Genomic DNA, 19,138 nt, shown 5'->3' with positions numbered 1-19,138 from the left:
GAATTGCATCCACCCAAGGAAGCCCGCCCCTATTTCAGGTAGCGTTCCTGCGCCAGGGCACGGGCGTCGATATCGGGCACCCGGTTCGACATGATGTCGGCAAGCACCTTGGCCGAGCCGCAGGCCATGGTCCAGCCGAGCGTGCCATGGCCGGTGTTGAGAAAGAGATTGGAAAGCTCGGTGCGGCCGATCAGCGGTGGCCCATCCGGCGTCATCGGTCGCAGGCCGCACCAGAAGGTCGCCTCGCGCATGGCGCCGGCGCCTGGAAAGAGATCGCCGACCGAATGTTCGAGCGTGCGGCGCCGTGATTCATGCAGCCTGAGGTCGAAGCCGGAGATCTCGGCCGTGCCGCCGACGCGGATGCGGTCGCCCAGCCGGGTGATCGCCACCTTGTAGGTTTCGTCCATCACCGTCGACACCGGTGCGAGGGCCGCATCCTTGATCGGCACGGTGATCGAATAGCCCTTCACCGGATAGACCGGGATCGACCGCTTCATGCGGCGCATGAAGCCCGCCGAGTAGCTGCCCAGCGCCATCACATAGGCGTCGGAGGCCTTGAAACCCTTGCTCGTGCTGAGGTTGGCGATGCGGTTACGGCTGCGGATGACGCGGTATATCGTCGTGTCGTACTCGAACTTCACGCCCCGCGCCACGCAGAGTTCCGTCAATTTGTCGGTGAACATCTTGCAGTCGCCGGTCTCGTCGTGCGGCAGCCGCAGCCCTCCGACGAATTTCTCGCGCACGCCGGCCAGCGCCGGTTCCGCCGCGATGCAGCCGGCCGGGTCGAGGATCTCGTAGGGCACGCCATATTTCTTCAGCACATCGACATCGCCAGCGGTGCCATCAAGCTGCTTTTGAGTGCGGAACAGTTGCAGCGTGCCCTGGGTCCGCTCGTCGTAAGTGATGCCGGTCGCCTCGCGCAGCGCCTTCAGCGTGTCGCGGCTGTATTCGGCCAGCGGCACCATGCGCGACTTGTTGACCGCATAGCGCTCCGCCGTGCAGTTGCGCAGCATCTTGACCAGCCATGTCCACATATGCGGATCGAAAGCCGGCCGGACCACCAGCGGACCATGCTTCATCAACAGCCATTTGATTGCCTTGAGCGGAATGCCGGGCCCGGCCCAGGGCGAGGCATAGCCGGGCGAAATCTCGCCGGCATTGGCAAAGCTGGTTTCCAGTGCCGGGCCTTTCTGGCGATCGATCACCGTCACCTCATGGCCGGCCTCGGCGAGATAGTAGGCCGTGGTCACCCCGATGACGCCACTGCCCAACACCATGATCTTCATCGTTCACTCCTTGCGCGCCGCACGTCCCCAGGACGCCGTGGTCGCGACCGCATTTCTCGATTTGCGCATGATCCCAGGTGAAAATCGATGCCGATTTTCCAGAACCATGCGCTGTGGCCCATTCACGCCGCCGAGGGACCGGGGTCGTCGTCTTCTGTCTGCCGCATTCGGGCCGTCTCGCCAAGAGGCCGCCAGTCGGCTTCGGCGCTATAGACGAGAGTGAGCCCGTGCGGTCGCCGTCCTTCGGCCCGGTCTTTCTGCCTGACCGCGCGTCGGGCAGCCTCCGGCTGATAAAGCACGGCCTTGATCAGGACCGACTCCCGCCGGCCATCGGCGTGTTCGATCGAAGCCGTTTGGCCTTGCGCCATGCCAAGCATGCAGAGACCGCGCCTGGTTGCCACCGACAGGCTCGAGCCGACCGGCCCGCGCACCTCGTTCTGCACCAGGGTGCGCGTCTCGGCGTGACCGGCATCGATGCTGAACACCACCCTGCTGTTCAGCGTAACGATATCTGGGCCGACCGAATCGATCGGGACGACATCGGCGCTTGAAAGCTTGTGTTCGAGCATGTGCACGATCGGATCCGCGAATGCCCGCCGGCGTTTCAGCATGACTTCGAGGACGGCGAAGTCCTTCGTCGTCAGGCAGCAATTCGTGCTCGTCATCACCGCCTCCACGATCAGCGCCGTTGCTGGCCAGGGGCCGGCGAGTCGACGGCTTCGATGGTCACCGACAGTTCCCGGCCGCCACGACTGCTCCAGCACACCGTCTGCCCGATCGCCGCTCCGATGAGCGCCGTTCCCATCGGCGTCAGCACCGAAATCCTGTTTTCGGCAATGTCGGCTTCGCCGGGATAGACCAGCATGATGCGCTGGGTATCGCCGCCCTCGGCGCGGACCGTCACGATCGAACCCATGCGCACCACGCCGGCCGGCATCGCCGCCGCGTCCGTGATGACGGCCCGGTCCATTTCCGAAAGCAGTTCCTCGGCCGTCTCGGGGGCACGGTCGAGCGAGGCTCTCGCCAGGCCGGTCAACCTGTCATGGTCGGTGTCGCTGATCAGTATCTGGCTGCTTGGGCGCAGTCCTGTTGCATGTTGCATGGCAAACCTCATGGATCGGCGCGTCGAACGAATGCGCGCTTGCCGCCGCACTGGCGGCGCTACGAAAAGCCGCCAGCGGCAAAAGGCTGGACGGCTTGATGGCGATTTTGGATGTATGGATGCCCCGGTACGGACGGACGCCAAAAGGCGGCCGCGCCGGGGCTACGATCCCGCGATCGGGCAGACCCTGAACAAGGTTCTGATGTAAGCGAGGTTGCTCATGCCCCGAACCTTGCCGACAGGCGCCCGCTTGTCAAGCGTGGCCAAACCGCTCAACCGCCGACATAGTGCCGGTGAAAGCGGGGACCAAGACTGGCCAGGATTTCATAGCCGATGGTGCCGGCATGGCCGGCGGCATCGTCGACGCTCTGCGAAGGACCCAGCAGCTCGACGAGATCACCCTCGCGCAATCTGCCGGGCGGCAGGCCGGAAATGTCGAGAATGATCGAATCCATCGACACGCGCCCAAGGAAAGGCAGGCGTATCCCTTCGAACCAGGCTGCCGAAGCGGAACGTCGCAGCCAGCCATCCGCATAGCCGAACGAAATCGTCGCCAGGCTCAACGGACCGTCCGCGTAGTAGGTGTGACCATAGCCGATACCGGTGCCTTTTTCGACCCGGCGCGTCTGCGCCACCTTGGCCCGCAGCCGCACCACGGGCAGCATTGGATTGGGCGCGCCTGGCGTCGGGTTGATGCCGTAGAGCGCCGCCCCCGGCCGGGCGAGACCATAATGATAGCGCTGACCAAGAAAGATGCCGGAGGAGTTGGCAAGCGAAGCGGGGACCTCGGGCAGCATGGCGCGCAGCCGCTCGAAAGCCAGCCGCTGTTCTTCGTTGGCCGGATGGCGCGGTTCGTCGGCGCAAGCCAGATGGCTCATCACATATCTGACGTCGATTCCATCGAGCGAGCTGGTATCCTTCGCCACCGCCTCGACCTCGGCTGGTGCCATGCCAAGCCGTGACATGCCGCTGTCGACCTGGATGGCGGCCGGGAGCCGGCGCCTGGCATCACGCGCAGCCACGCTCCAGGCTTTCAGCTGCGCACCGCTGTTGATCACCGCGCACAGTCCGGCCGCCACCGCTTCCGGCTCGGAACCCGGCGGCAGTCCATTCAGCACGTAGATTTCCGGTTCGCTCCCAACCACCTCGCGCAGCGCGATGCCTTCGGCCAGCAGCGCGACGAAGAAGATGTCGCAGCCTTCCTTCATCAAGGCCGATGCCACCCGCGCGGCGCCGAGGCCGTAGGCGTCGGCCTTGGCCACGCCTGCGCAGCGCACGCCGCCCAGCCTCGTCTTCAGTCGCCGGTAGTTTTCGCGGATCGCATCGAGATCGATGGTCAGGATTGCTCCGGCCGCCGCTTCACTTATGGCAACAACGTCCTCGGGCAGCAATTTTGTGGGGGCGTCGTTCATGGCGACCCTCCTTGTGGCGCATAAGCATCAATAGGACCGCTGGGCCGGCGCGGCAACTGCGGCCCTTCGAACCACGGCCGCCACCCGTCCAGCTATGGCACGAGGTGCCGGAACGCCGCCACCACGTCTTCATAGACCTTGCGCTTGAACGGCACGATCAGGTCGGGCAGGTCCCGCATCGGCCGCCACGACCATTTGTCGAATTCGGCGGTGTGGCCGCCCGGCGGCGGATTGATCTGGATCTCGCTGACATCGCCATGGAAGCGGAAGGCGAACCATTTCTGCGTCTGGCCGCGATAGCGCCCTTTGAAGGCGATGCCGACCAGGTGGTCCGGCAGATCATAATTGATCCATCCCGGGGCCTCGGCGAGCAGCGAGACGCCGCGCATGCCGGTTTCCTCATAGAGCTCCCGCTCCGCTGCCTGCAGCGGCTCCTCGCCCTTGTCGATGCCGCCTTGAGGCATCTGCCAGAGCTGCGTCGTGCCGGCAAACTCGCTGTCGGGCTCAGCGATGCGATGCCCGACCCAGACCAGGCCCTCGCCATTGAGGATCATCAGCCCGACACAGGGACGGTAGGGTAGCGTTTCGCGGTCGACCTTTTTCGTCTTCGCCATTATCTGTGCTCCGAGGGGTTCGCGGCCAGGCGTGGCTAGCCTTTTTGCGGGTCTATGGCCACCGCCGAAATCGGCACGATCTCGATGCCGCGCTTCTTGGCCTCGGCAATCCATGACGAAACGGTGTCGACGGTCAGGTCGAAGGCCGAGCCGATGCCGACTGCGGTGCCCTTGGCCCGCGCGGTGGCTTCGAGACTGTCCAGCTTCTTCAGGATGGCGCCGCGATCCTGCACCGCGTCGATCGCGGTGTCGCCGGCGACGAAGGGCACGCCGTCCTTCAACGCGAGGTCGGGCGCCAGGCTGCGCGCCGACGAGCCATCGTCGACATAGGCAAGCCCCCGTTTGCCGAGTTCGGCCATGAACGGCTCCATCGCCGTCGAGTCAGCGGAAAAGCGGGCGCCCATATAGTTCATGACACCGGTATAGTTCGTCGTCCGCGACAGCGCCCAGTGCAGGTTCTTCAGGTTCTCCTCGGCGCTCGCCGCCACCGTCAGCGTGTTGCGCCCGGGGTTGACGTTGGGATAGTCGAACGGTTCGAGCGGCACCTGCATGACAATCTCGTGGCCGCTCTGTCGGGCGGCCTGCATCCAGCGGCCGATGCTGTTGCCCTGCGGCGCGAAGGCCAGCGTCACTTCCGGCGGCAGCTTGGCGATCGCCGCCTGGGTGCCGGTCTGGGAGACGGCAAGTCCGCCAATGACGATCGCCACCCGCGCCCCGCGCGCCCCGGACCATGGCCGCGCATAGACATCGAACGGCCGCCTTCCATCGGTGGAGCGTATCGGCAAGGGTCCGGTATCGCTGGCTTCGATCAGCGCCTTGTCGGGAAGGTGCGCGATCTTCAGGTTCTGCCCGATGCTCGAAGGGTCGCGAATGACGATGGCTGCCTGCGGAGGACCATCGCCCTCCTCCTTCTGCACATGGATGATCTGCGGCCCACCGGTCTTGGCTGGCGTTTCAACCTTTGGCGCCGCGACCGGGGCCAAGGCGGATGGCGCGGCGGCGGGCTCGGCCGCCGTCACTTTCGGTGTCGAAACGGCGACCTCTTGCGGCTTGCGAAACGGCTTTTCCCGCAGCGCGATCGCGGCCGAAACGCCGACCACCGCCAGCACGACAAGGCTCGCCGCGACAATGCCCGCGTTGACCTTGCCGGCGGCGCGCGGCGCCCGGACGGTCTGTCCAAGCGGGCGTTCGATGTCCTTGCCGATATCAGCCAAGCCCTGTCCCCGGAGCGCATGGGTCCGAAGGCGACCCCTTCGGCAGGACATGCGCAAATTCATCAACCCCGGCGCACCCCTGGCGCCATATCTGGAGGCCTCGCCTTGCCCCCGAATCAAACTGCCGGAACCTTTCGGCCCCGGCAGCATCGCATTGCTTGGTTCAGGCGGCCAGACCGTTGCTGGCCGCGAATTTTACTGGTTGAGCACGGCCTTTTCCGGATTGGGCGGGAAGGCCGGATCGGTCTTCTCGCCGCGCAGCAGTTGCTCGGCGAAGATCAGCTGCAGATCGTCCTTCGGATCCGGCGGCACATAGGCCGCCGAGCCCGAGCCGGTCGAGCTCTCGTCGGCGCCCTTGATATGGCCCTTGAGGTCGGACTCGCCGCGCGTCAGGTCCCTGCCCTGCAGTTCCGGCGGCAGAGGCTGGTCGACCTTGATGTCGGGCGTGATGCCCTTGCCCTGGATCGACTTGCCCGACGGCGTGTAATAGAGCGCTGTCGTCAGCCGGAGTGCGCCATTCTCGCCGAGCGGAATGATGGTCTGCACCGAACCCTTGCCGAAGGACTGCGTGCCGACCACGGTGACGCGGCGCAGATCCTGCAGCGCGCCGGCAACGATTTCGGAAGCGCTGGCCGAGCCGCCATTGACGAGCACGATCATCGGCTTGCCGTTGATGTCGTCGGTCTGCTTCGGCTTGGCGTCGAAGCGGGTGACGTCCTTGGGATCGCGACCCCGCGTCGAGACGATCTCGCCGCGCTTCAGGAAGGCGTCGGACACGCTCACCGCCTGGTCGAGCAGACCACCCGGATTGAGGCGCAGGTCGAGCACATAGCCCTTCAGCTTGTCGTCCGGCACCTGCTTCTTGATCGTGTCGATGGCATTCTCGAGGTCGTCATAGGTCTTTTCGGTGAAGGAGGTGATCTTCATGTAGCCGATGTCGTTCTCGACCCGGAACTTGACCGCCTTGACCTTGATGATGTCGCGCACCACCGTCAGCTCGATCGGCTTGTCGGCGCCCTGGCGCAGGATGGTGAGCTTGATCGGCGTGTTGACCAGGCCGCGCATCTTCTCGACCGCGTCGTTGAGCGTCAGGCCGCGGACTTCTTCGCCGTCGATCTTGGCGATGTAGTCACCGGCCAGCACGCCGGCCTTGGCGGCAGGCGTGTCGTCGATCGGCGTGATCACCTTGACCAGGTCGTTCTCCATGGTGACCTCGATGCCGAGGCCGCCGAACTCGCCCTTGGTTTGCACGCGCATATCCTGCGCCTGTTCGGCGTTCATGTAGGAAGAGTGCGGATCGAGCGAGGAAAGCATGCCGTTGATGGCGTTCTCGACCAGCGACTTGTCGTCGGGCGGCGTGACATATTGCGCCCGCACCCGCTCGAAGATGTCGCCGAAGATCGCCAGCTGCTTGTAGGTCTCCGATCCCGCAGCGTTCGCCGACGAGCCAGGAGCACCATAGACAAGGCTCATGGCGGACGCGCCCATCAGCGCACCGGCAAACAGAAGCGACAGTTTCCGCATCATTTCACGTCCTTCCAGAAAAACGGTCCGCCCACCATGGGGCCGGATCGACGGGTTTTCCATCCTTGCGGAACTCGACATAGAGTTCCGGCGTGGCATTTACATTCTTCGAAACCGAGGTGCTTGCCACCCGGGCCTCTCCCATCGCGCCGACCGGCTCTCCTGCGAGCACCGACTGGCCAGTCACGACGCTGATTCTGCTCATCCCCGCCAGAACGACATGATAACCGTCGCCGGCATTGAGGATCAAGAGTTGACCATAGGAGCGAAACGGCCCCGCATAAAGCACATTCCCATCCGCCGGCGCGGTAACGATGGCTCCCGATTGTGTCGCAAGCATGTCGCCAAGCATCACTGCGCCGTTACCGTCATCGGCGCCGAAACGGCGCTTGATGCGGCCGGTGACCGGCAGCGCGATCTGCCCCTGTAGCGCCGAGAACGGGGCCGTCGCGGTGAGCCGGTTGCCTTCGGGGACAGGGATTGCCGCCAGCGATGCCGTTGTGTCGCCGCCCGTCTTATCGTCCCCCGCCTGACCCGCGGCGGCCGCCTTGGCGGCATCAGCGGCCTTGCGGGTCTTGTCGGCCTGCGCTTCGAGCGAGGCGATCAGGTCCTTCAGGCTGGAGGCCTTGGCCGCCAATTGCTCCGAACGCTGCTGTTCGGCCGCCATTTGCGCCTGCGTATCGGCCTCGAGCTTCTGCTTGGCTTCGAGCAGCATGCCGAGCCGCTTCTTTTCCGCCGCCTGCTCGCCGACCGCTTCCGTCAGCCGCGCCCGTTCGGCCTCGATCGAGGCCGTCACCCGGGTCTGTTCCTTGAGGTCGGCCAGCAGGCTGTCGGTCTGCTGGCGCAATTCCGGCACCACGGCGCCGAGCAGGATGGCGCTGCGCACCGACGATAGCGCGTCCTCCGGCTTGACCAGGATCGCCGGCGGCGGGTTGAGTCCCATGCGCTGCAACGCGCCCAGCACTTCGGCCAGCACGTCGCGCCGCGCCACAAGCGAGGCGCGGATCTTCTGTTGCTGGCCCTTCAGCCCCTCCAGCTTGGCGCCGATATCCTCGATATCCTGGCCAAGCTTCTGCTCGGTCATCGCCGACTGGATCAGCGCGGCGGTGATGGAGGCATGGTCCTTCTTGACCGCGGCGATATCGGCGGCGAGCTTGGCCAGCCGTTCCGACGACAGCGTTATTTCCTTGGAAACCTGCTCGTACTCGGCGCGGCTCTGGTCCGGATCGGGCGCCATGTCGAGCGTGTTTTCGGCCCGCGCCGCGTGGAACGACAAAAGGATAGCCATCGCCGCGACGCCGCAACGCGCGCGTCCGAAGCGCCCGGTTGATGAGCCCCTTGTTAAGCCCGGTGTCGATTTCCAGCCTTCAGACATTCCCGGTCGATTCTATCCGCGGCTTCGTTAACGAACCATCAACCATGTTAACGCCTGTCGCCCAAAACCGCTCGGTTGTCCCGGGATAGCGGCATGCACATGGAAAAATAGTCTCCCAGCCCGATCTCGCGCGGGATTGGGGCGGAATTCGGTGCGATCCGGGAGCTTTCAGGATCGGTGATAGGGGTGGCCGGACAGGATCGTCGCCACCCTGTAGAGCTGCTCCCCCACCATCACGCGCACCAGCTGATGCGGCCAGGTCAGCGCACCGAACGACAGCACCAGATCGGCTTGGCCGCGCAGCGACGGGTCGTGACCATCGGCGCCGCCTATGGCGAGCACCACCGCCTTGCGCCCGCCATCGCGCAACTGTCCGATGCGATCGGCGAAATCCTGCGAGGAAAGGCTCTTGCCGCGTTCATCGAGCAGGACAAGGGCCGTGCCCGGCTGCAATTGCGCCTGCAGCCTGGAGCTCTCGTCGCGCTGGCGTTCGCTGGCGCTTTGCGCGCGGCCCTCGACAATCTCGGTGACCCCGGAGAATTCGAGCCCGACCGCGGGCCCGCTCTTGGCGAAGCGCTCGAAATAGCGGTCGGCCAACTCCCTCTCGGGGCCGGCTTTCATTCGGCCCACGGCATGAACTGAAATCTTCATCCCGCCTCTATAAGCCGTTAATGCATGTCACCCAAAGGCGAAATCCGACGTCCGGGCAACGACACAAAGCAGCTTAGTGAAGGGTCTCTTCCTCGAGATCCGGCGCCTGCCACATCTTTTCGAGATTGTAGAATTCGCGGACTTCGGGGCGGAAGACGTGGACGATGATATCGCCCGAATCGATCAGGACCCAGTCGGCGCCGGAGAGCCCCTCGACGCGCGCCGTGCCGAGGCCGGCATCCTTGAGCGCCTTGAGGAGATGGTCGGCGACAGCCGAGACATGACGGTGCGATCGGCCCGACGCGACAACCATGTAGTCGCCGAGGCTCGATTTCCCCTGAATGTCGATTGAGACAATATTTTCGGCCTTGGAGTCTTCCAGACTGGCAAGGACTGTCTTGATGGCGCGGGACACGGCGTCGTCTACGCTGATCCCGGCCGGCGAAGGCATGATATCGGCCTTCTTCCGCAGTGCTGTTCTCAGTGTATTTCCTTTCGCAGCAAGAACAACCAAATCACCCCCAAAAGCAGGTGACACCACTTAGATAGGCAGAGTTCCCTGACAGTTTCAAGACGCAGCCCCGACTCACGCGAACTCACCGATTGCCCGCTTGTTCCATGCGGCACGCAAAAAAGATCGGAACCCAGGCGTCGCGCAGCGGTTATCGGCTGACCGACCAACCGGAATCCCGCCATGCCGATCGACCCGCAAGACACCCTTCTCACCGTCCAGGCTGGCCTCGCGCAGCTCAGCACGCTGATCGTCTCCTATTCCTTCTCCGCCATCGGAGCCGTCATTCTGCTGGTGGTCGGCTACATCGTCGCCGGCCTCGCCGAGCGTTCGATCTTTGCCGGCCTGGGTCATATCCACGGTTTCGATGCGACGTTGCGGCATTTCTTTTCCAAGATCGTCCGCTACGCCATCCTGATCCTCGTCGTCATCATGGTGCTCGGCCAGTTCGGCGTGCAGACCGCCTCGATCATCGCCGCCATCGGCGCCATCGGCCTCGCCATCGGGCTGGCGCTGCAAGGTACGCTGCAGAACATCGCCGCCGGCATCATGCTCCTGGCGCTACGGCCGTTCCGCATCGGCGAATCCGTCGAGGTCGGTTCCATTGCCGGTTCGGTCGAGGAAATCGGCCTGTTCGCCACCAGGCTCAGGACCGCCGACGGCCTCTACATCCTGGCGCCCAATTCGACGCTGTGGAACCAGCCGGTGCGCAATTTCTCGCGCAATGGCGTGCGCCGCGCCGACATCAGCCTGAGCATCGGCTCGTGGAACGACATCGACGGCGCCCAGAAGACATTGCTCGCCATTGCCGGCGCCGAGAAACGCATCCGTCGCGAACCGGCGCCGATCGCCTTCGTGGCCAGTCTCGGCGACGCGACCGTTTCGCTCACCTTGCGCTACTGGACCTCGGCGGCCGACTATTTCTCCACGAACATCGACATGACGAAACGCGCCAAGCAGGCTTTCGACAGCGAGGGCATCTCCATTCCGCTGCCGCCACCGGAAGCGCCGGCGCCCGAAGCTCGCAAGCAATAGGGCAATTCAGCCCGGACCGTGTGCGAAATGACTTCAGTCCCTGGCCCGGTCTTGCGGCTCGTCGGTGGCGAAGGCCAGTTCGACGGGCAAGGGCGCTTGCGCCGACATCGGCGTGAAACTGCCCGTGGCGGCTGCCGGGACCGGCCGAGCCGCTATCACCCGCCACAGCACGAACAAGCAAAACAGCGCGGCGATGACGATTCCGACATAGATGAACGTCGCGGTGCCGAAAACCACCGAAAGTGCCGTGACGATGCCCGGGACGACGAAGCCGGCCAGCGACCAGGCAAACAGCATCGAACTCGACAGGGCAAGAAGCTCATCCTTCCTGGCGCGGTCGGCGGCATGCGCGCTTGAGAGGGAATAGATCGATTCCGCCGCACCGTCCCAGACCAGGTAGATCACCACCAGGACCATCAGCGCACCGCCGTCGAACACGATGGCGAGCACGCTGGCCACGATCGCCAGCATGGCAGTGCCAGCCAGCACGAAGCGCCGATCCGTGCGGTCCGAAATCCAGCCAAGGGGGATCTGCAGGATCAGCGTTCCAACGGGCATCGCCGACAGAAGCAGCGCGACATCGCCTTGCGTATAGCCCTTGGCGGTGGCGTGTATGGGCGCAAAGCCCGAGATGATCATCGACAAGCCGCCGACCGCCAGCATACCGGCGACCCCGACCGGCGAAATGCGCCATGCTTGCCGCAACGCGACCGAAGCCGCCTGCGGCGCTGGCGGCTGGGCAAGGCGGGTCATGCCGACGGGCAGGATCGACAAGGCCGTAAAGGTGATGCCGATCAGAGAGGCCGCGGCGGTGTGGATGTCGACAATTGCAAGTGTCGCATAGCCTACACCCAACCCGGCAACATAGGAGACGTAGAACACCGCCATGACGCGCCCACGTATGGCATTGGGCAGCGCGTAATTGAGCCAGCTCTGCGCGACGATGAACAGGCCGCATATGGCAAAGCCGTAGAGGGCGCGCGCGCCGATCCACAGCAGGGGATGCGGCCCGGCGCCGATCGCGACATTGGAAAGCGCGATCAGCGCTGAAAGCACCATGAAGGCGCGGGCATGGCCGACCCTGCGCACCAGTGGTCCGGTGAGGATGCATCCGGCGAGGCCGCCGGCCGACAGGCCGGTGACAATCAGCCCGGCCCAGATCGGATCGAAACCCTCGACGCCGAGCCGAACCGGGATGTAAGCGAACATCAGGCCGTTGCCGATGGCGATCAGCGCCATCGACACGATGACGCTTGCAATCGCGATCAGCGGCGTGGGCGCACTGCCATGCTCGCGGTCGGTTTCGGTGCGGTTTTCATCGAGAATCGGCATGTCCGCTCAGGATTGCCTGGGAAACCCTGCCAAGGGAGCAATAAAAGCGACATGGCAGCGGCGGCAGCCGCTTGCGGTAGGGAGAAACCCATCAAGCGTTAGGTGCGGGCAGCCTTCACGGTGCTTGAAAAGACGCTTTGCCGGTCAAGGTGGCCGTTCGGCCCCTACACCGTTGAGCACGATCATGATCGACAGGCACGGCCTTCAGACAATCCATCGGACTGGATCGCACTCATCGGGATCCTGCCATCGTCATCGGTTGGGGACAGATCATCAGAATCGCCAGGTCACCCCCAGCACCGGCCCGGACAATCGGGAATCGAAGACGTGACCGCCGGACTCGTAGTCGACACTGAGCACCTTGTAGCCGCCCGAGACGGAAAGATGGTCGTTTATGATGTAGTTGGCGGTTGCCAGCACCTGCCAGGTGGTTCTGGACCCGACGTCGAAGCCCCCGACATCCGCCTGAACCTGCGCCGAGAGTTTGTCCGTCATCCTGAGAAAGGCGCGCGCGCCAACGACCGGATCAGCCCATCCAAAGCTTTCCTTGTAGCTGCCCGACAACCCTGCCGCCTGCACGGTCACCCGGTTGGAGATATGCCAGAAGCGGACACCGCCCAGCGCATCCAGGGTGAAGGCTGGACTGTCATAGACCCGATAGCCGGCCTGCAGCGTCGATGTGAATTCCTTGGTGTCCACGCTGCCGCTGATGCTGGGGATTTGCGGCAATGGTGGGGGCAAGGGCGGAAGCGGGCCAGTTGCTTTCTCGTCTGTCGTGTCGACATACATGGCGTCGGCGGAGAAGACGAAACGGTCGTAGCGCCCCCATACATTGATGAAGCCGCCAATGTTCAAATCATTCATGACGTCCGAGAATGATTTGTCGACACCAATGGTCGGGGCCCTGCGGAAAGGCGATATGTCGCCGCTGATGCCCGCCGCCCAGAGATAGGGCGTGACCTGCAGGGCCCAGTTCTTTTCGCCATCCGCGGTCGTGTCGGCGCTTCCCGCAAGCACGTCGGCCGCCCTTGCTTCCATGGAAGCGAAGGTGGAGACGGCAAGCATGCCTATCCCAAGGATTGCTCTCAAGATCATCCCCCCAGCGTGTTCTTGTGGATGCGCCCATCCTTCATGATGAGCTTCAACGTCCGATCCGGATTTGCGATGAGGGAAATGTCCTCAAGCGGATTGCCGTCGACGATGAGCACGTCGGCATAGGCGCCGGGTTCGATGCGTCCGAGTTTTCCAGGATACGGATTGCGTGGGCCGGAAAGGCCGGCAAGCTCGGCATTGCCGCTGGTCAGCAGCCGCAACACATCCACATTTTCATACCACCGGCTGAACTTGGCGAGTTGCTTTCCCTGCGTCGAGGTGCCTTTCGGGTTGAACAGGATGTCAGTGCCCAGAGCCATCTTGATTTTGTATTTGCGCCCAAGCTCGACGGCCCGCGCCGTACCTTCGGCGATTGTCTGCTGCTGCGCGCGCTGTTCCGGCAAGGCGTAGGTGTTGGCATCCTCGTCGGCAAGGAAGGGCTGGATGCTCCACCATGCGTCCGCATCGGCTATGCGTTTGGCGGTCTCCTCGTCGGCGAGTTGGCCATGCTCGATCGACTTCACACCGCTGGCGATCGCACGCTGCACGGCGGCGGGCGTGTAGGCGTGGATGCACACATAGGTGCCCCAGTCTGCCGCCGCGGATACGGCAGCCTTCATCTCGGCTTCAGTGTATTGCACAGCATCGATCGGGTCGTAGGGCGAGGCGACGCCTCCCCCGCCCATGATCTTGATCTGGCTCGCCCCCAGCATGAGCTGCTCGCGTACACGGCGCAGCACTTCCGCCTCGCCATCGGCGATCTCGGCGATGCCAGCCTCTTCCGCCAGGCTTGCGTTGCTTTGCGGCGTGCGCGGCAAATCCGTGCGCATGCGGAAGTCGCCATGCCCCGAAGTTTGCGAGATCATGGCGCCGGAAGGATAGATGCGGGGACCCACCAATCGACCTTCATCGATGGCGCGCTTCAATGCGAATGACGGACCACCGACATCACGAACCGTCGTGAAGCCGCGCAACACTGTCCGCTCGGCCTCTTGCGCGGCGACGAGATGAACATACGGGACGTCAGCCGTCATGGCCGCGACCTGCGAGATACCGGCAAGCAAGGCATGCCAGTGGGCATCTATCATGCCCGGCATCAGCGTGCCGCCCGCGCAGTCGATCACCTCGGCATCGGCCACCGTTTCGCCGGCGCCAGGCAGCGCCTTGATCGTCTTTCCGTCGATAAGGACAGACTTGCCTTCGATGAGCTTGCTTGCCTGGCCATCGAAAATCCTGGCATTGCTGAGCAGGATCGGCGTACCCGCGGCCTGCGCGAAGGATGGGGATGCAAGGCCGAGCGCCGAAGCACCGAACATCCCGGCGATGCCGGAAAGAACAGAGCGGCGTGAAATGTCCTTGCTCAATCGATCGAAGAGGTTGAGTGCAAGCGGACTATGACAAGGGCAGTCCAACCCGTGCGCCAAGCCCGCATACCTGTTGCCGAAACTAATTCTCACGACAACCTCCCCCGCCGAAAGAGGTAAAAACTGATGTAGGCAGCGCTCGCACGCGATCAACTGTATCGCCGACGAACTCGTCTTTGATGACAGAGGCACCGTAACCCGTCAACATCAGGTTGCGATAGCAGCGAACACTGCCGGATCGCTCACTTACGGTTGAGCGTCGTCGGTGATGCTAGACCAATTACCCCTTTGCCATCTTCCGGATCGCACTCGACGACAGCGATGAGCGCGGGCCGTGGATGAAGGTCCAGGCCGGCGCCTTCATACGGGCGAGCCGCGGCGCGTCGACTTCATCGATGCGGGCATAGTCGAAGGTCTTGGCGACGACCGACGACAAGAACGACAGCGTCGCGCCCGGCCGGTCGATGACCGCGATCGGGAAGGTCAGCACGATTTCGCGCCAGCGCTGCCAGCGATGGAAGTCGCGCAAACTGTCCGCGCCCATGATCCAGACGAAGTCGACGCCGGGATTGCGCGCCTTGACCAAGGCCAGCGTGTCGGCGGTATAGCGCACATGATGCGCCGCCTCGAAGGCGGTGACCTTGATTTTCGGGTTCTTGGCGATCCGCTCCGACAGTTGCAGCCGCTCGGCCAGCGGCGCCAGCTCGCGCGTGCTCTTCAACGGATTGCCTGGCGTGACCATCCACCACAACTGGTCGAGTGCCAGGCGCCTGAGCGCAATCTCGGCGACCAGCGCATGGCCGGCATGCGGCGGGTTGAACGAGCCGCCGAACAGGCCGACGGCCAGGCCTTTTTCGGCATGCGGCATTTTCAGGTAGGCGGAGGGGGCGGTGTGTTCGGGTTGCGAAAGCATGGTGCTAGGCGCCCCCCTCTGTCCTGCCGGACATCTCCCCCTCAAGGGGGGAGATTGGCAGCTTTATCGCAGGAGCAGTTCTTGCAACTTCCGTGACTGGCGAAACCGGAAATAACAGCCGATCTCCCCCCTTGAGGGGGAGATGCCCGGTAGGGCACTGGGGGGTCCGCGCGCGCAACGCCTCAGGCTCTAGCAACGCGCTTCAAGGCCTCACCTGTCCCGACCCGCGCACGCGGTATTTGAAGGAGGTCAGTTGCTCGACGCCGACCGGCCCGCGCGCATGCATCTTGCCGGTGGCGATGCCGATCTCGGCGCCCATGCCGAACTCGCCGCCATCGGCGAACTGCGTCGAGGCGTTGTGCAACAGGATTGCCGAATCGATCTCGTTGAAGAACCGCTCCACCGCTATCGCGTCCTCGGCAATGATCGCCTCGGTGTGATGCGAGGAAAAGATCTCGATGTGCTCGATGGCACTACCGATGCCGTCGACCAGCTTCACCGCGATGATGGCGTCGAGATATTCCGTCACCCAATCGGCATCGGTCGCCGGCTTGGCGTCGAAAAACACCTTCAACACCTCGGCATCGGCATGGATTTCGCAGCCGGCGGCGCGGAGCGCGTCGAGGATCGGCACCAGATGGGTTGATACCACCGCGCGGTCGACCAGCAGCGTCTCGGCCGCGCCACAGACGCCGGTGCGCCGCATCTTGGCGTTGACGGCGATCTTCACCGCCATGTCGAGATCGGCGGAGCGGTCGATGTAGAGATGGCAGATGCCTTCGAGATGGGCAAAGACCGGCACGCGCGCCTCGCTCTGCACGCGCCCGACAAGGCTTTTGCCGCCGCGCGGGATGATGACGTCGAGCGCACCATCGAGGCCCTTGAGCATCTCGCCGACGGCGGCGCGGTCGGTTGTCGGCACCAGCTGGATGGCGTCTTCAGGCAGGCCGGCGGCCTTCAGGCCTTCGACCAGGCAGGCATGGATGGCGGCGGACGAATTGAGCGAGTCCGAGCCGCCGCGCAGGATCACCGGATTGCCGGCCTTGAGACAGAGCGCACCGGCATCTGCCGTGACGTTCGGCCGGCTCTCATATATGACGCCGACGACGCCGAGCGGCGTGCGCACGCGCTCGATATGCAGGCCGTTCGGCCGGTCCCACGCGGCGATGACGTCGCCGACCGGATCCTTGAGTTCGGCGATCTCGCTTATGCCATCCGCCATGGCGCGGATGCGCGCCGGATTGAGCTTCAGCCGATCCATGAAGGATGCGGAGAGCCCCGATTCCTCGCCATTCGAAATGTCGATGGCGTTGGCGTCGAGAATGTCCTGTTCACGCGCAACGATCGCGTCCGCCATGGCAAGCAGCGCGGCATTCTTGGCGGCGGTGGTCGCGATGGCCAACGGTCGGGCGGCAGCGCGGGCTCGGCGGCCGATATCGGCCATCAGCGCCACGGTATCATCCCCGGATTTTTCATGCAGCTTCAGCATGGCTCATCCTCCGCTTATGTCGCCACCGGCCCGTACTTGTTCATCAGAATGACTCACCACGAGGTCGTCGCGGTGGATCATCGCCGAACGCGCTTCGTAACCGAGCACGGTTTCGATCTCGGCCGTCTTCAGGCCAGCGATCCTTACGGCATCGGCGGCATCGTAGGCAACCAGGCCGCGCGCGATCTCGCGGCCCTCGGGCGACAGGATCGCCACCGTGTCGCCGCGCGAGAAATTGCCGCTGACCAGCTTGACGCCGGCAGGCAGCAGCGATTTGCCCGATGTGAGCGCACCGACGGCGCCGGCATCGACCGTGAGCCGGCCGGCCGGTTCGAGCTGGCCGGCGATCCAGGTCTTGTAGCCCTTGACCGGATTGGCGCTCGGTCGGAAGAAGGTCGCCCGCTCGCCGCGCTCGATCGCCATCAGCGGCGACAGCCGCGTGCCCGAGGTGATGATCATGGCGGTGCCTGCGGCGGTGGCGATCTTACCGGCATCGAGCTTGGTGCGCATGCCGCCGCGCGACAGCTCCGACGCGGCCGCTCCCGCCATCGCCTCGATGTCAGGCGTGATGCGGTCGACCACCGGAATGAATTTGGCCTGGGGATCGCGCGCCGGCGGTGCGGTGTAGAGGCCGTCTATATCCGAGAGCAGCACCAGCAGGTCCGCGCCCATCATTGTCGCCACCCGCGCGGCCAGCCGGTCATTGTCGCCATAGCGGATTTCGGACGTGGCGACCGTGTCGTTCTCGTTGATGACCGGCACCGCCTTCATCTTGAGCAGCGTCGAGATCGTCGCCCGCGCATTGAGATAACGCCGGCGCTCCTCGGTGTCGCCAAGGGTCAAAAGAATCTGGCCCGACCTCAGGCTGCCCTTGCCGAGCGCATCCGACCAGGCGCCGGCGAGCGCGATCTGGCCGACGGCGGCGGCCGCCTGGCTCTCCTCGAGCTTCAGCGCGCGCTTGCCAAGGCCAAGGATGGTGCGGCCAAGCGCGATGGCACCGGACGACACGACCAGGATTTCGGCGCCGCCCTCGGCGAGCACGGCGATGTCGTCGGCGAGCGAAGCCAGCCAGTCGCGCTTCAGGCCGCTTGCGCGGTCGACCAGCAACGCCGAGCCGATCTTGACGGTGATGCGCCGGTATTTTTTCAGCGACTGCATGGCACTACTTTTCCCAGCGCGTCTCGACCACGGGCGCGGCCTCCGCGCGCGCCTCGGCAATCACCGTCATCAGCGCCCGCAGCACTGCCTCGACACCTTCGCCGGTGACGGCGGACAGAAGCATCGGCGCGCGGCCGGCGGCGCGCTTCAGCGAGGCGACCTTCTTCTTGCGTCCATCCGCATCGAGCGTGTCGACCTGGCTGAGTGCCAGGATCTCGACCTTGTCGGTCAGCCCCTGGCCATAGGCTTCCAATTCGGCGCGCACGGTCTTGTAGGCCTTGCCCGGATTTTCCTCCTGCGCCGAGACCAGATGTAAGAGCACGCGCGTGCGCTCGACATGGCCGAGGAAACGGTCGCCGATGCCGACGCCCTCATGCGCGCCTTCGATGAGGCCGGGAATATCGGCGATGACGAATTCGCGCGCGTCGATGCGCGCGACGCCCAGACCCGGATGCAGCGTCGTGAAGGGATAATCGGCGATCTTCGGCTTGGCCGCGGTGACGGCCGCGAGAAACGTCGACTTGCCGGCATTGGGCAGCCCGACCAGCCCGGCATCGGCGATCAGCTTCAGCCGCAGCCAGATGTTGAGCTCCTCGCCCGGCAGGCCGGGATTGGCGCGGCGCGGCGCCTGGTTGGTCGAGGTCTTGAAATGCTGGTTGCCGAAGCCGCCATTGCCGCCCTTGGCAAGCAGGAAGCGCTGGCCGACCACGGTCAGGTCGCAGATCAGCGTCTCATTGTCTTCCTCGAACACCTGGGTTCCGGCCGGCACTTTCAGCGTGACGTCGGCGCCCTTGGCGCCGGTCATGTTGCGGCCCATGCCGTGGACGCCGGTCTTGGCCTTGAAATGCTGCTGGTAGCGATAGTCGATCAGCGTGTTCAGCCCGTCGACCGCTTCCAGCCAGACATCGCCGCCACGGCCGCCATCGCCGCCATCCGGCCCGCCGAACTCGATGAACTTCTCGCGCCGGAACGACACCGAACCGGCGCCCCCGTCACCGGAGCGGACATAGACCTTGGCTTGATCGAGAAATTTCATGGGATTGCAGTTTCTTTTATTGGCCCTGCG

At 64.4% G+C, this 19,138-nt stretch carries 18 protein-coding genes; 1 reads left to right on the top strand and 17 read right to left on the bottom strand.

What is annotated here, in order from left to right; all coding sequences use genetic code 11:
- Positions 1 to 29: 29 nt before the first annotated feature.
- The 10 genes from MesoLj_RS06810 to rsfS all read right to left on the bottom strand — a co-directional run bounded on the left by MesoLj_RS06810 (position 30) and on the right by rsfS (position 9,629).
- Positions 30 to 1,286, bottom strand: a complete 1,257-nt coding sequence (locus tag MesoLj_RS06810) for a D-amino acid dehydrogenase (RefSeq protein WP_202325520.1) — start codon at positions 1,284 to 1,286, stop codon at positions 30 to 32.
- Positions 1,287 to 1,408: 122 nt separating this feature from the next.
- The gene (locus tag MesoLj_RS06805; RefSeq protein ID WP_202325519.1) at positions 1,409 to 1,951 is read right to left on the bottom strand and encodes a nucleoside-diphosphate kinase; all 543 of its coding nucleotides are present in this window, start codon (positions 1,949 to 1,951) and stop codon (positions 1,409 to 1,411) included.
- Positions 1,952 to 1,965: 14 nt separating this feature from the next.
- Positions 1,966 to 2,388, bottom strand: coding sequence for a nucleoside diphosphate kinase regulator (gene rnk / locus MesoLj_RS06800; protein ID WP_202325518.1), 423 nt, complete (start codon positions 2,386 to 2,388; stop codon positions 1,966 to 1,968).
- A 272-nt stretch (positions 2,389 to 2,660) separates the two neighbouring features.
- A complete protein-coding gene (gene alr, locus MesoLj_RS06795; protein ID WP_202325517.1) occupies positions 2,661 to 3,800 on the bottom strand; it encodes an alanine racemase in 1,140 nt (379 codons plus the stop codon).
- Between the two features lie 92 nt (positions 3,801 to 3,892).
- On the bottom strand, positions 3,893 to 4,414 hold the full coding sequence (locus MesoLj_RS06790) for an RNA pyrophosphohydrolase (protein WP_202325516.1): 522 nt from the start codon (positions 4,412 to 4,414) through the stop codon (positions 3,893 to 3,895).
- A gap of 35 nt (positions 4,415 to 4,449) precedes the next feature.
- Positions 4,450 to 5,628: a divergent polysaccharide deacetylase family protein gene (locus MesoLj_RS06785; protein WP_202325515.1), complete on the bottom strand. Its 1,179-nt coding sequence runs from the start codon at positions 5,626 to 5,628 to the stop codon at positions 4,450 to 4,452.
- A gap of 195 nt (positions 5,629 to 5,823) precedes the next feature.
- Complete coding sequence (locus MesoLj_RS06780) at positions 5,824 to 7,155, bottom strand: S41 family peptidase (protein ID WP_181180143.1); 1,332 nt, start codon at positions 7,153 to 7,155, stop codon at positions 5,824 to 5,826.
- Position 7,156: 1 nt separating this feature from the next.
- Positions 7,157 to 8,527: a murein hydrolase activator EnvC family protein gene (locus tag MesoLj_RS06775; protein WP_140776592.1), complete on the bottom strand. Its 1,371-nt coding sequence runs from the start codon at positions 8,525 to 8,527 to the stop codon at positions 7,157 to 7,159.
- Between the two features lie 168 nt (positions 8,528 to 8,695).
- Positions 8,696 to 9,178: a 23S rRNA (pseudouridine(1915)-N(3))-methyltransferase RlmH gene (gene rlmH, locus MesoLj_RS06770; protein ID WP_202325514.1), complete on the bottom strand. Its 483-nt coding sequence runs from the start codon at positions 9,176 to 9,178 to the stop codon at positions 8,696 to 8,698.
- A 73-nt stretch (positions 9,179 to 9,251) separates the two neighbouring features.
- The gene (rsfS, locus tag MesoLj_RS06765) at positions 9,252 to 9,629 is read right to left on the bottom strand and encodes a ribosome silencing factor (RefSeq protein ID WP_023766075.1); all 378 of its coding nucleotides are present in this window, start codon (positions 9,627 to 9,629) and stop codon (positions 9,252 to 9,254) included.
- A 243-nt stretch (positions 9,630 to 9,872) separates the two neighbouring features.
- On the opposite strand from rsfS, the gene MesoLj_RS06760 reads away from it, so the two are divergent.
- The gene (locus tag MesoLj_RS06760; protein WP_202325513.1) at positions 9,873 to 10,724 is read left to right on the top strand and encodes a mechanosensitive ion channel family protein; all 852 of its coding nucleotides are present in this window, start codon (positions 9,873 to 9,875) and stop codon (positions 10,722 to 10,724) included.
- A gap of 33 nt (positions 10,725 to 10,757) precedes the next feature.
- On the opposite strand, the gene MesoLj_RS06755 is transcribed toward MesoLj_RS06760, so the two are convergent.
- The 7 genes from MesoLj_RS06755 to obgE form a co-directional block, all read right to left on the bottom strand.
- Entirely contained in the window at positions 10,758 to 12,056 is a 1,299-nt protein-coding gene (locus MesoLj_RS06755) for an MFS transporter (RefSeq protein ID WP_202325512.1), read from the bottom strand.
- 273 nt (positions 12,057 to 12,329) lie between these two features.
- Positions 12,330 to 13,121 carry a hypothetical protein gene (locus tag MesoLj_RS06750; RefSeq protein ID WP_202327197.1) on the bottom strand — a complete coding sequence of 264 codons (792 nt, stop codon included), beginning with the start codon at positions 13,119 to 13,121 and terminating at the stop codon, positions 12,330 to 12,332.
- Between the two features lie 26 nt (positions 13,122 to 13,147).
- Entirely contained in the window at positions 13,148 to 14,512 is a 1,365-nt protein-coding gene (locus MesoLj_RS06745) for a metal-dependent hydrolase family protein (protein WP_244735306.1), read from the bottom strand.
- A 280-nt stretch (positions 14,513 to 14,792) separates the two neighbouring features.
- Positions 14,793 to 15,380 (bottom strand): nicotinate-nucleotide adenylyltransferase, encoded by a 588-nt coding sequence (locus MesoLj_RS06740; protein WP_202327192.1) that lies wholly within the window; start codon positions 15,378 to 15,380, stop codon positions 14,793 to 14,795.
- 247 nt (positions 15,381 to 15,627) lie between these two features.
- On the bottom strand, positions 15,628 to 16,914 hold the full coding sequence (locus MesoLj_RS06735; protein WP_202325511.1) for a glutamate-5-semialdehyde dehydrogenase: 1,287 nt from the start codon (positions 16,912 to 16,914) through the stop codon (positions 15,628 to 15,630).
- A 3-nt stretch (positions 16,915 to 16,917) separates the two neighbouring features.
- Positions 16,918 to 18,072, bottom strand: a complete 1,155-nt coding sequence (gene proB / locus MesoLj_RS06730) for a glutamate 5-kinase (RefSeq protein WP_202325510.1) — start codon at positions 18,070 to 18,072, stop codon at positions 16,918 to 16,920.
- Positions 18,073 to 18,076: 4 nt separating this feature from the next.
- A complete protein-coding gene (gene obgE / locus MesoLj_RS06725) occupies positions 18,077 to 19,108 on the bottom strand; it encodes a GTPase ObgE (protein ID WP_140776608.1) in 1,032 nt (343 codons plus the stop codon).
- Positions 19,109 to 19,138: the final 30 nt, after the last annotated feature.

This window comes from Mesorhizobium sp. 113-3-9, assembly GCF_016756515.1.
In the GTDB taxonomy this organism is placed as follows: Bacteria; Pseudomonadota; Alphaproteobacteria; order Rhizobiales; family Rhizobiaceae; genus Mesorhizobium.
The sequence above is the reverse complement of the archived record's forward strand: the minus strand, read 5'-3'. Positions and strand labels throughout refer to the sequence as shown.